Raw genomic sequence first — 12,264 nt, forward strand, 5'->3', positions numbered from 1 at the left:
CGCTCAGTCGATCACCGGCGGAACAACACGACGGTTACCCAGCCACGTCTCTTCTTCCTCGGCCAAGTAGTTGGGGCGGTCGCCCCCCTGGTCTCCACGCCGCCTGCTCGGCGTCTGAGACGCAGCGCCGCCATGGCCCACCACGCCGGCGCTCGCCCCATTACGCACGAAGCCAGAGCCGCCCTGCGTGAACGACTGGCCACCAGCAGCCACCGGGCGACCTCCCACAATCCCGCCCGGCTCCGTGGCCAGTCGCCGACCGGATGTCTGAGCGTCAGGGAGGGCATGCGAGCCGCCAAGGCCACCACCCGTCACGCTGGGCATTGCACGACCACCGACATGGGGACCGTCTCCGCCAATGACCATGCCTCGGGGGAGGACCGCGCTGGGACCGGCCGTAGAGATCGGTCGGCCACCCACGATCCCTGTATCGCGCGGCGACGGAAGCTGAACGCCACCAGCCTTGCCGCCAGTGTCAACAGGGGGGCGTGTGATCGACATCGGCCCACCCGTGGGGGGAAGCATGACCGGCGGGAGGGGTCCACTGGTAGGGGTCCAGTAGCTACCAGGCGTACTAGGTCCCGGCCCACCGGGCAGCCCGGGGAGCACCGACTGGGTCTTGTCTGGAAGCGTCGCAACATGGTCGAGGTCTACGTCCACATTGCGGCCAGGCAATGCGGCGGACGAAGTCGTTGGCCCTGCCGCTGGGGGCAGCACGCTTTCAGACGAAGGCTGACGCCCCGCTAACCAACCAGCATCGTTGGAAGAGGCAGTGCTGCCCGGGGTCCGCGGGACCGGCGAATACCCGCTCGGATCCAAGCCACCAGCAGATGCACCAGTCGGCCGGGCCCGGGCCATGTCCTCGTGAACCTGGGGCGGGTCGAAATCCCCCGGTGGCGGGGGGAACGTCGGGGGTTCCGCCCTGTTCAGCTGTGCCGTCGACGCCTCGTACGACTGCGCCAGCTTCGTCAGCTGCTGCACCGCCTGCGCGTGGTCCGTGGTCAGCTTCGCGTGGGCCGTGCGGCCCAGCTGCCGGGCGTCCGGGTCGTTGTGGTGCTTGCGGGCCGCCTCCAGGTTTTGCGCCGCCGACGCGTCGTACTCCGGGGTGTTGGCCTTGACCTCCACCATCGTCTGGGCGGCCTCGGTCATCCACTTGCCGCCCGCCTCGCTGTACGCGCCCAGCTTCAGCGTCGCGCTGCCCGCTCGGCTCACCCAGTCCTGGAAGGCGTGCGCGGCCTCGCCCTCCCAGCCCTTGACCTGATGCCGTTTGAGGCTCTCGCCGATGTCCTTGATGGCGGCGGCCGCCTCCGTCAGCTGCGTGCCGCGCGCCTTGACCGTCTCCGGGTCGAGGGAGGCGATCATCGCGAGCAGCTGCTCGTGCGTGTAGCCCTCGAAGTCCGTCGTCGCCATCAGATCGTGCCCCTGCTCGGAACGCGGGCGGCTTCCTTCTCCTGCCGCACCAGCGGGTCGCGGTCCGGGACGTAGGCTTCCTTCGAGCTCTTGATGAGGGCCCGCATGCGGGCCTGCGTCTCCTCGTCCACGCCGCCGTAGCCCTTGCCCGCCGTCAGGACGGCGATGCCCAGTGCCTCGATCTGGCCCGCCAGGCCCTCGGACAGCTTCCGCAGTTCGGCGTGGACCGTCGTGTACGCCTTGAACAGCGCGTCCGCCTCCGCGAAGCCCTTGCCCAGGGTGCCCGTCGGGAGGGTGCCGTGGGCGAGTCTGCCGGCGTCGGCCTCGGAGCCGTCGAGGGTCGTCAGCAGCGCGTCGACCCGGTTCTTGTACGCGGTCATCGACTCGTACTCGACCTCGAGCGCCTTCGCCTGGGCCGTCACCGCGTCCGCCACGCTCCCGGCGACGTGCACCCCCAGCAGCCCCGGACCGTTGTCCACCGCCACGATGCCCTCCCCCGTCGGCCGTCCCCGTCCGCGCCCGCTCGCGTCACTCTAGCGACGGGCGCCGACAGGGCCCAATCCGTCAGGAGTTGGACACCCCGGGCATTCCCGCCACCACGGCCGCGGATGGCCGGATCGGGATCCTGTTCACGGGGCGGCCCGTCGCCGCGCGGACCGCCGAGGCCACCGCCGCCGGGGTGGTCACCACCGGGACGGCGCTCGCCGCCTTCGCGCCGAACGGGGCCACCACGTCCCGCTCCTCGACCAGCCGGACGATGCGGACCGCCGGGGCGTCCAGGGACGTCGGCAGGGCGTAGCCGGTCAGGTCGGGGTGGCGTACCAGGCCGGCGACCGAGCGGAGGTTCTCGGTCAGGGCCGCGCCGACGCCCTGGGTGACGCCCGCTTCGATACGGGCCTCCAGCTGGCGGGGGTTGAGGACGCGGCCGACGTCCTGGGCCACGGCCAGTTCCACGACCCGCACCGAGCCGAGTTCGATGTCCACGTCGACCACCGCGCGGATGGCGCAGAAGGCGAGGCCGACGAAGGCGTCGCCCTGCCCGTCCGCGTCCAGCGGTTCGGTCGGGTGGGGGCGGCACTGGGCCGTCGCCCAGAGCTCCTTGCCCTGTATGGCCTCCGCGACCGTCATGGAGAAGGCGCCGTCGTACGACGTGATCCTGCCGTCCGCGATCTGGAGCAGCTCGGTGGACATGCCGAGCTTGTGGGCCATGGGCTGGAGGAGCTGCGTACGGACCATCTTGGCGGCCCGCTCGACGGCGCCGCCCGAGACCCAGGTGTGGCGGCCGTGGGCGGAGGGGCCGGCCGGCGGCTGGTCGGTGTCGACGGGGGCCGTCGACACCTCGTCGATGCCCAGGACTTCCTGGACGATCTGGCGGGCGAGGGTGGCGAAGCCCTGGCCGGTGTCGACGGCCGCGCAGATGACCGTGGCCGTGCCGTTCACCACCTTCACGGTCGCGGTGGAGACCTCGTCCGCGCCCTCGGCGCCGAGCATGTGGACCATGCCGACGCCGTAGCCGACGCCGCGCCGCACCGCGCCCGGTTCGCCCGCGCCCTCGGGGCCGCCGGGCAGCAGCCACTCCTCCTCCGGGGTGTCCTTGGGGAGGGCGGGCAGCGGGTAGTCGCGGACCGCGCGGAGCAGTTCGGCCACGGGGGCCGGGCAGGTGACGGTCTGGCCGGTGGGGAGCAGGTCGCCGGTGGCCAGGACGTTGCGCATGCGCAGTTCGGCGCCGTCGATGCCGAGGGCGGCGGCGAGTTTGTCCATCTGGCCCTCGTAGGCGGCGCAGACCTGCATGGCGCCTTCGCCCCGGACGTGGCCGGAGGGCGGGTTGTTCGTACGGACGGCCCAGCCTTCGACGAAGGCGTGCGGGACGACGTACGGCCCGCAGGCGAAGGCCACGGCCGCCGCGAGGGACTCGGCGGAGGCGTCGGCGTAGGCGCCGGCGTCCATCAGGATCTGGGCCTCGACCTTGACCAGCCGGCCCTCGGCGTCGGCGTGGTGGCGGTAGCGCAGCAGGGTCGGGTGCCGGTGGGCGTGGCCGAGGAAGGACTCCTCGCGGGTGGCCGCCAGCTTCACCGGGCAGCCCGTGCGCAGGGCCAGCAGGCCGAGCGGCAGCTGGAAGGCGGCGTCCTCGCGGTCGGCGGTGGCGCCGGGGACGCCGGTGACGACCACCCGTACGCGGTCCGGTTCCAGGCCGAAGCAGGCGGCGGCGAGGTCGCGGTCGGTGTGCGGGTCGGTGGAGGCGGTGTAGAGCTCCACGCCGCCGTCGGGCCGGGGCACGGCGAGGCCGGCCTCGGCGCCGATGGGCGCGGGGTCCTGGCGGCCGATCCGGTAGAGGCCCTCGACGACCACCTCGCCCGTCGCCTCCGGGTCGCCGTAGCGGAGCGGAATGTGCCGGATCAGGTTGCCGTCGGGGTGCAGCGGGGGCGCGCCGAAGGACTGCTCGGGGTCGGTGACGGCGTCCAGGAGCTCGTACTCGACCGTGATCGCGGCGGCGGCGAGGCGTGCCGTGTCGGGGTGGTCGGCGGCCACGGCGGCGATGGCCTCGCCGTGGTGGCGTACGACGTCGTGGGCGAAGACCGGCCGGTCGGCGATGCGCCGGCCGTGGGTGGTGGCGCCGGGGACGTCGGCGTGGGTGATGACGGCGCGTACGCCGGGCATTTCGGCGGCGGCCGAGGTGTCGATGGAGCGGATGCGGGCGTGGGCGTGCGGGGAGCGCAGTACGGCGGCCCACAGCAGGCCTTCGGCCCACAGGTCGGCGGCGTAGGGGAAGGTGCCCTCGGCCTTGGCGCGGGTGTCGGCGGGGGGGACGGAGACGCCGATTCCGCGCACGGGGCGCGGCTGTTCGGCGTCGCCGTCGGTGCCGAGGCTCACCGTCGCCATGGTGGTGGTCGTGGTGGTGCCGGCCGTCGCCGTGGCCGCGTCCTGGCCGCTCACGCCATGCCTCCGTTGTGCTGGTCCCCGCCGAGTCCGGTCGGGCCGTTGGGTCCGGTCGGGCCGGTCGTCTGGCCGTCGAAGCCGGTCGGGGCGTCGAAGCCGGGCTGACCGGGCTGGCCGCCCTGGCCGTCGAAGCGGGGCTGGCCGCCCTGGCCGTCGAAGCCGCCGGGTCCGTCGTAGCCGGGCTGGCCGGGCTGGCTGTCGTAGCCGCCGGTTGCGTCGTAGCCGCCCTGGCTGTCGAACACGCCGGAGCCCGGGTTCGCGCCGAAGGGGTCGAAGCCGTCCGTGGTGTGCGCGGCCGGGTGGATCCCGCCCTCGCCGGGCTGGGCCTGGTGCGGGATGAGCGCGTCGGACTGCGCCGCGTTCGCCTCGCGCTCGGCGACGACCTCGCGGACCGCCTCGATGACGCCCTTGTAGCCCGAGCAGCGGCAGAGGTTGCCGCACAGCGCCTGGCGGGTCTCCAGGTCGCTGGGGGCGTGGTTGCCCTCCAGCAGGTCATGGATGGTCATGGCCATGCCGGGGACGCAGAACCCGCACTGCACCCCGCCCGACCTGCACAACGCCTGCTGCACGTCGGAGAGTTCCCCGCCGCTCGCGAGGCCCTCGACGGTCCGCACCTCGCTGCCGGCCGCCGTCGCCGCCGGGACCAGGCAGGAGGCGACGAGCCGCCCGTCGACCTGGACCGCGCAGGCTCCGCACTCGCCCTGGGAGCAGCCGTCCTTGGCGCCGGCCAGGCCGAGGCGCTCGCGCAGCACGTACAGCAGGGACTCGCCGATCCACGCCCCGGTGACGGGCCGGTCGGCGCCGTTGACGCGCAGGACGTAGGAAGCCGCCGGATGCTCGTGATGGGCGGCGGCGGGGGCGCCCTCTTGTTCGTACGCGTTCTCCCGCACCGGGAAACTCCCGGTATCGCCCTCGCCCGGAGGTGTCACACCGCTGTCGGCACCGCCGTCATCCGGCACGGGCGCGGCCTCCGCTCCGGCCGGAGCCGCCGCCGGGGCCTGCGCGAAGCCGTGTCCGGTGGCCTCGGCGCCCTCCGCGCCGCCGTCCCCGGCCGGACGCGGCCGCTCGCCCTCGACCGGCATGTCCGCCGGGCCGTGGGAGGCCTCGATGTCCGGGGCGGCGGCGGGCACGGCCTCGGGCTCCGGCCCGCCCGCCCGGAGGTAGCCCTCGGGCAGCGGGGTGCCCACACCGGGGCCGCCCAGCACCCTCGGACCGCGCCCGGGTGAGCCGGGCCCCGCGGGCGCACCCGCGGCCCCGCCCGGAAGCACGCCGGAGCTCAGCAGCACGCCGGGGCCCGCCTCGGTCGCCGCGGGCGGGGCCCAGGGGGCGGAGGCGCCGCCGGGCAGCGTCGCGGGCGCGGCCGGGCCCCAGCCGCCGTCCAGGGCGGGGTCGCCCGTACCGCCGGGCAGCGTCCACTGCCCGGTGGCCACCGGCTCCTCGGAGCGGTGTACCGCCTCGGGGAAGTGCCACTCGGCGGTCGAGCCGGAATCCTGGTCGGCGTGCGGATCGGCGTACGGGTCCGCGTACGGATCGGCATGCGGAGCACCACCCGGCGAATCGGCGCGCACCCCGCCGCCGAGCGTGCCGTGCGGCCCGCCCTGCGGGTCGGCGTGCACCCCGCCCTGCGTGTCCACGCGCAGCCCCCCGCCCAGCGTGCCGTGCGGCCCGCCCTGCGGGTCGGCGTGCGCACCACCCGGCGCCCCGCCGCCCGGCCCGCCCGGTGACTCCGCGTGCGGGGCACCGCCCTGCGGTTGCGCCTCGGGCTCCCCCGCCGGCCCGGCCGCCGCGAAGGCTGCGGCCACCGACGCCGGGAGCGGGATCGACGCCGGGATCGGCGCCCGGGCGGGGGCCTGCGGGCCGGGGCCGGCGCCCGCGCCGGGACCCATCCCCGAGCCCGCGTCCGGCCACTGCACCGGCATCGTCCAGGTACCGGTGGCGGAGGGGTCCGCACTGCCCGACCCGAGCGGCAGGATCATCGGCGGCGGCACGAAGCCGTGCCCGGGCGCCGCCAGCGGTTCCCCGCTGTCGAGCGCGTCCAGCATTTCCTGCGGCAGCTGCACGAAGGCCGTGGCCTCGTTGTCGTACTCGCCGCCCTGTGGCACGGGCTCCCAGCCCCAGCCGTTCCCGGCCCCGCCGGCGTTCCCCGTCGTTCCGTTCACGTTCTCGTTCTCGCTCATGAGGTCAGCGCCCTCCCCAGGGCCCTGCGCGCCAGCACGGCCACCGTCCGCCGCAGATGGAGTACTCCGGAGGACGTCTGTTCCCCCTGATCGGGCACACAGGCGGCCGCGACGTACTCGCCGAAGGCCTCCAGCGCCTCGGGGGCCAGGCCGCGGTCCCCGTCCCAGTCGATCAGCGAGGCCACCCACTGCTCGGCCTCCAGCGGCCGCAGCGGCATCGGGGCCACCGCGCCGATCGCGCACCGCACGCCCCGGCGCGCGGGGTCCAGGACGAGCCCCACGGACGCCAGCGCGCGCCCTGGTCCCGTGCGGCCCGTGGCCTTCAGGAACACCTGCGGGGCGTGCAGCAGCGGCACGCGCACGAAGCCGATCAGCTCGCCCGGCCGCAGCATGTCGCGCCCGGCCAGCAGGTGGGAGACGGGGATCTCGCGCCGCGAGCAGCCGGAGTCACCGAGGCTGCCGGGTCCGACGATCACCAGCTCCGCCTCCAGCGCGGCCAGCACCGGCAGGGCGTCACCGGTCGGCGCGGCCGAGGCGATGTTGCCGCCGAGGGTGCCGGCGTTGCGGATCTGCGGGGGGCCCGCGGCGCGGGCGGCGGCGGCCAGCGCCGGGATGAGGGCGGCGAAATCCGGCCGTCCCATCCGGGCGTGGGTCAGGCCGGCGCCGAGCAGCGCGTGGCCGTCCTGGTACTGCCAGCCGCGGATCTCGTTGATCCGGCCGAGGCCGACCAGGGCGGCGGGGCGCAGCAGCCCGGCGTTGACGGCGGCCATGAGGTCGGTGCCGCCCGCCACGGGCACGGCCGCGGGCATGGCGGCGAGTGCCGCGACGGCCTCGTCGAGCGAGGCCGGCAGCATCACGGACTGCGCCCGCTGCGCCTGCGGCTCCTGAGCCGGATGCGGTGCGTGCGGCCCCTGAGCCGAATGCGGTGTGTGCGGTGCGTGCGTGGTCAACCCGGCTGCCCCTTCCCGATGTCCCGGTCCCGGCGCTCACGCCTGTCCGCCGTACGGTACGTGCTCACCGCCGGGACGTGGCAACTCTGGCACATCTTCGGGGCCGCCCGGCGCGAGGGTCGCCCGCGTACCGGGCGCCGGCCCGCGCTCCGCCGCCGCCCGTGCGGAGCCGGGGCGCGGCGGGCGTGTGGGGCCGGGCGCCACCCGCACACCATCCGCCCTCACGTCCGATTTCCCCCGTATAGAGCTTCTTTGAGGCAGAGTTCCAGCGGTTCCCGAAGAGTTCCGCTTCCGGACGGCCGGCAGTGGAGCGCCCCCCATGCCCCCGGGTCACACGATCGGGGGCGCACCTTCGATCGGGCGTCCGGACACTCCGGGCCGCCGCTGCCAGGGCAGCGGTCCGGCCGGTGGCCGGTAGTCGACCCCGAGGGCGTCCAGGCGCGCCAGGTGGGCGGTCGCGCGCGCCTCGAAGCCGGCCCAGTCGCGGGATTCCGGTTCGGGCAGCCGCGACCACACCGTCTCGGCGAAGGCGGCCAGCCGGGGGAACACCTGGTAGTCGACGCGGGCCTGGTTCTCCATCACCTCGGTCCACACGTTGGCCTGGGCGCCCAGCACGTGGGCGGCGGCCTCCGGCGACAGCTCCGGCGGCACGGGCTCGAAGCGGTAGACGTCCTCGAGCGTGCGCACGTACCCGATGGGCACCGGCTCGTCGGGGCCGTGCGCCTGACGGTGGTCCAGGTACACCTGCTGCTCGGGACACATCACCACGTCGTGTCCGGCCTGGGCGGCGGCGATGCCGCCCGCGTAGCCGCGCCAGGAGGACACGGCCGCGCCGTCGGCGAGGCCGCCCTCCAGGATCTCGTCCCAGCCGATGAGGCGGCGGCCGCGGGCCGCGAGCCAGCCGTCGAAGTGCCCGATGAACCAGGCCTGGAGGCCGTCCTCCCCGTCCACGCCCAGCTCGCGGATGCGCGCCTGCGCGGCCGGCGAGGCGCGCCACTGCGCCTTGGGGCACTCGTCGCCGCCGACGTGCACGAACGGCGAGACCTCGGCCGGGAAGAGGTCCAGCAGTTCCTCGAAGACCCCTTCGTAGAAGCGCAGTACGTCCTCGGTCGGGGCGAGGACGTTCTCGCTGATGCCCCAGTCGTCCCACACGCCGAGGGTCCGGGTGTCCACGACGTCGGTGTTGCCGAGCCAGGGGTAGGCGGCGATCGCGGCCTGGGAGTGCCCGGGGACGTCGATCTCGGGGACGATCCGTACGTGCCGCTCCGCCGCGTACGCGACGATCTCGCGGATGTCGTCCTGGGTGTAGAAGCCGCCGTGCGGGGTCTCGTTCCACAGCGGGGAGGCCCGGTGGCCCCACCGGCTGCGGGCCCGCCAGGAGCCGGTCTCCGTGAGCCGGGGGTGGCGCTGGATCTCGACGCGCCAGCCCTGGTCGTCCGTCAGGTGCAGGTGCAGGACGTTCAGCTTGTGGGCGGTGAGCAGGTCGATGTGGCGCAGCACCCCGTCCTTGGGCGTGAAGTGCCGGGCGACGTCGAGCATCATGCCGCGCCATCCGAAGCGGGGGGCGTCGGTGACCGCCGCGTACGGCAGGCTCCACGCGCGTCCGGGGCGCAGCGGCGCCCGGCGGTACGCGTCGGGTCCGAGGAGCTGACGCAGCGTCTGGGCGCCCCAGAACAGCCCGGCCGCGTCCCCGCCGGTCAGTTCCACTCCGTCGGCGCCGATGCCGAGCCGGTACGCCTCGGGGCCGAGCCCGTGCGCTCCCCCGGCTTCGATCCGCAGCCGTACGTCGCCCCGCGCGCCGGGGGCGGGCGCGGGGAGCGTCCATCCGGTGGCGGCGCCGACCTCCCGGCGCAGCCAGCGGGCGACGCCCGCGGTGCCGGGCCCGGCGCCGAGCACCGGCTCGGGACCGAAGGCGTAGCGGCGCCCCTCCGGGTCGGGAACGGCGCTCGCGGGCAGCGGGATCAGGTCCATGGGTCAGCCCTCCGAGGCAGCCGGCCTGTCGCCCCCGGGCGGCGGCAGCCAGCCCGGGCGTGCCGCGCGCAACTCCCGTTCCGCGGGGCGACGCTCGTCGCGCCGACCCTAACCCGGCCCGCGCGCACGGCGAAGGCCCCCGGGCGCTCTCGCGCGCAGCGGGGGCCTTCGACGGCGGAGGACAGGACCTTGCTACGTGTCCTTGCCGCCCTTGTCCTTGTCGCCGCCGGCGCCCATGGACTCGTAGATCTCCTTGCACATGGGGCAGACGGGGTACTTCTTCGGGTCGCGGCCCGGGACCCACACCTTGCCGCACAGCGCGACGACGGGGGTTCCGTCGAGCGCGCTCGCCATGATCTTGTCCTTCTGGACGTAGTGGGCGAAGCGCTCGTGGTCGCCGTCGCCGTGGGACACCTGCGGCGTCGGTTCTACGAGGGTCCCCGTACCAGTCCCGCGCTCGGGCTCGAGAGTGCTCATGAATCCAGGGTACTGAACGCCGCCGGGGTCAGTTCAGCGACGGGTCGTCCAGATAGGTGGCGACCATGGCGAGCTCGCTGCGCTGGCGGCGCAGCACCGCCCGCCACAGCCGTTCGGGGTCGGGGTGGGAGACGTCGCCCGGTTCGGAGTCCACGACGTACCAGGCACCGTGGGCCAGCTCGTCCTCCAGCTGGCCGGGGCCCCATCCGGAGTAGCCGGCGAAGATGCGCAGGGCGCCGAGGGCCGCGGCGAGCAGTTCGGGCGGGGTCTCCAGGTCGACGAGGCCGATCGCCCCGTGCACCCGGCGCCAGCCGAGCGGGCCCTCGTCGCCGGGGATGACCGCGACCCCGAGGGCGGAGTCGAGCGCGACGGGCCCGCCCTGGAACACCACTCCCGGGTCGCCGGCCAGCGGGGCCCAGGGGAGCAGGATGTCGCGGACGTCCACGGGGGTGGGCCGGTTGAGGACCACGCCGAGGGAGCCCTGCTCGTCGTGGTCGAGCAGCAGTACCACCGCGCGGTCGAAATTCGGGTCCGCGAGGTCGGGGGTGGCCACGAGCAGCCGCCCTGTGAGGGAGGACACCTCGGTCATGCGCACATGATCTCGCACAATCGCCCCTCGGGGGGAGCGGGCGGCGGTACCGGATCACGCGCAGCTCAGGGCGCACGGCGGCAGAGAGGAGCGCGCGCCGCCCCGCACGCCGGAACACGACGCTCCGCTACCTGGCGGACACCCAGGGTGCTCTGCCGTATTCATGACAGTCCTACGGCCCCGTCACCCATACAAACATGGGGGTGGTGGCCCTTACCCTTACGTCTGGTCCCCTGCCCATCCACTCCGGAACGCGAGATCCATGACCGGCAACGATGTCCTGCTTGTCCACGGCGGAACCCCGCTCGAGGGCGAGATCCGTGTCCGCGGTGCGAAGAACCTCGTGCCGAAGGCCATGGTGGCCGCCCTGCTCGGCAGCGAGCCGAGCCGGCTGCGCAATGTTCCCGACATCCGTGACGTGCGGGTCGTGCGCGGTCTGCTCCAGCTGCACGGTGTGACCGTGCGCCCCGGCGAGGAGCCGGGCGAGCTGATCCTCGACCCGACCTACGTCGAGAGCGCCAACGTCGCCGACATCGACGCGCACGCGGGCTCCTCCCGCATCCCGATCCTCTTCTGCGGCCCGCTGCTGCACCGCCTCGGCCACGCCTTCATCCCGGGCCTGGGCGGCTGCGACATCGGCGGCCGGCCGATCGACTTCCACTTCGACGTGCTCCGCCAGTTCGGCGCGACCATCGAGAAGCGCGAAGGCGGCCAGTACCTGGAGGCGCCGCAGCGCCTGCGCGGATGCAAGATCCGCCTGCCCTACCCCTCGGTCGGCTCGACCGAGCAGGTCCTGCTGACGGCCGTCCTGGCCGAGGGCGTGACCGAGCTCAGCAACGCCGCCGTCGAACCGGAGATCGAGGACCTCATCTGCGTACTGCAGAAGATGGGCGCGATCATCTCCATGGACACCGACCGGACCATCCGGATCACCGGTGTCGACCGCCTGAGCGGTTACAACCACCAGGCGCTCCCGGACCGCCTGGAGGCCGCCTCGTGGGCTTCCGCGGCCCTGGCGACCGGCGGCAACATCTACGTCCGCGGGGCGCAGCAGCGCTCGATGATGACCTTCCTGAACACGTACCGGAAGGTCGGCGGCGCCTTCGAGATCGACGACGAGGGCATCCGCTTCTGGCACCCGGGCGGCCCGCTGAAGGCGATCGCGCTGGAGACGGACGTGCACCCCGGTTTCCAGACCGACTGGCAGCAGCCGCTGGTCGTCGCCCTGACGCAGGCCACGGGCCTGTCGATCGTGCACGAGACGGTGTACGAATCGCGGCTGGGCTTCACCTCCGCGCTCAACCAGATGGGTGCTCACATCCAGCTGTACCGCGAGTGCCTGGGCGGCAGCGCCTGCCGCTTCGGCCAGCGCAACTTCCTGCACTCGGCGGTCGTTTCCGGCCCGACCAAGCTGCAGGGCGCCGACCTGGTCATCCCCGACCTGCGCGGCGGGTTCTCGTACCTGATCGCGGCACTGGCGGCCGAGGGCACCTCGCGCGTCCACGGCATCGACCTGATCAACCGCGGCTACGAGAACTTCATGGAGAAGCTCGTGGAGCTCGGCGCCAAGGTCGAGCTGCCGAACGGCGACCTGGTCTGACGGACCGGTCCGGACTTCCCCTTCCGGGGCCCCTGCCGGGGCCCCGGAAAGGCCTGAGGGGGGGTCCCCCCGCGGGGGGGGGCGCCCCCGTCATCTTTCCGGTCCCCCCCCCCCCCAGAGGTGTTCTTTGTATCTCTGCACAAAGGGGGGACC

8 protein-coding genes and 1 pseudogene are annotated in these 12,264 nt (G+C 74.2%); 1 reads left to right on the forward strand and 8 read right to left on the reverse strand.

Annotated features, from left to right (window positions below; all coding sequences use genetic code 11):
* Positions 1-3 precede the first annotated feature (3 nt).
* The 8 genes and pseudogenes from ACZ4WZ_RS27960 to ACZ4WZ_RS27995 form a co-directional block, all read right to left on the reverse strand.
* A complete protein-coding gene (locus tag ACZ4WZ_RS27960; RefSeq protein ID WP_467894508.1) occupies positions 4-1,410 on the reverse strand; it encodes a WXG100 family type VII secretion target in 1,407 nt (468 codons plus the stop codon).
* On the reverse strand, positions 1,410-1,895 hold the full coding sequence (locus ACZ4WZ_RS27965) for a DUF2563 family protein (RefSeq protein WP_467894510.1): 486 nt from the start codon (positions 1,893-1,895) through the stop codon (positions 1,410-1,412). The genes ACZ4WZ_RS27960 and ACZ4WZ_RS27965 overlap by 1 nt, the downstream gene beginning before the upstream one ends.
* 79 nt (positions 1,896-1,974) lie before the next feature.
* Positions 1,975-4,290, reverse strand: a complete 2,316-nt coding sequence (locus tag ACZ4WZ_RS27970) for a xanthine dehydrogenase family protein molybdopterin-binding subunit (RefSeq protein ID WP_467894600.1) — start codon at positions 4,288-4,290, stop codon at positions 1,975-1,977.
* A 50-nt stretch (positions 4,291-4,340) separates the two neighbouring features.
* Positions 4,341-6,524, reverse strand: a complete 2,184-nt coding sequence (locus ACZ4WZ_RS27975; RefSeq protein ID WP_467894512.1) for a (2Fe-2S)-binding protein — start codon at positions 6,522-6,524, stop codon at positions 4,341-4,343.
* A pseudogene (locus tag ACZ4WZ_RS27980) lies at positions 6,521-7,569 on the reverse strand (FAD binding domain-containing protein); the annotation flags it as partial. The pseudogene ACZ4WZ_RS27980 and the gene ACZ4WZ_RS27975, both read right to left, overlap by 4 nt.
* 235 nt (positions 7,570-7,804) lie before the next feature.
* Positions 7,805-9,445, reverse strand: coding sequence for a beta-N-acetylhexosaminidase (locus ACZ4WZ_RS27985; protein ID WP_467894514.1), 1,641 nt, complete (start codon positions 9,443-9,445; stop codon positions 7,805-7,807).
* Positions 9,446-9,637: 192 nt separating this feature from the next.
* Positions 9,638-9,922, reverse strand: a complete 285-nt coding sequence (locus ACZ4WZ_RS27990; protein ID WP_467894516.1) for a DUF3039 domain-containing protein — start codon at positions 9,920-9,922, stop codon at positions 9,638-9,640.
* A gap of 28 nt (positions 9,923-9,950) precedes the next feature.
* Entirely contained in the window at positions 9,951-10,511 is a 561-nt protein-coding gene (locus ACZ4WZ_RS27995) for a YqgE/AlgH family protein (protein ID WP_467894518.1), read from the reverse strand.
* Between the two features lie 262 nt (positions 10,512-10,773).
* On the opposite strand from ACZ4WZ_RS27995, the gene murA reads away from it, so the two are divergent.
* Complete coding sequence (murA, locus tag ACZ4WZ_RS28000) at positions 10,774-12,111, forward strand: UDP-N-acetylglucosamine 1-carboxyvinyltransferase (protein WP_388940874.1); 1,338 nt, start codon at positions 10,774-10,776, stop codon at positions 12,109-12,111.
* The last annotated feature ends 153 nt before the right edge of the window (positions 12,112-12,264 follow it).

The sequence above is a fragment of the Streptomyces sp. NPDC029122 genome (assembly GCF_055569445.1).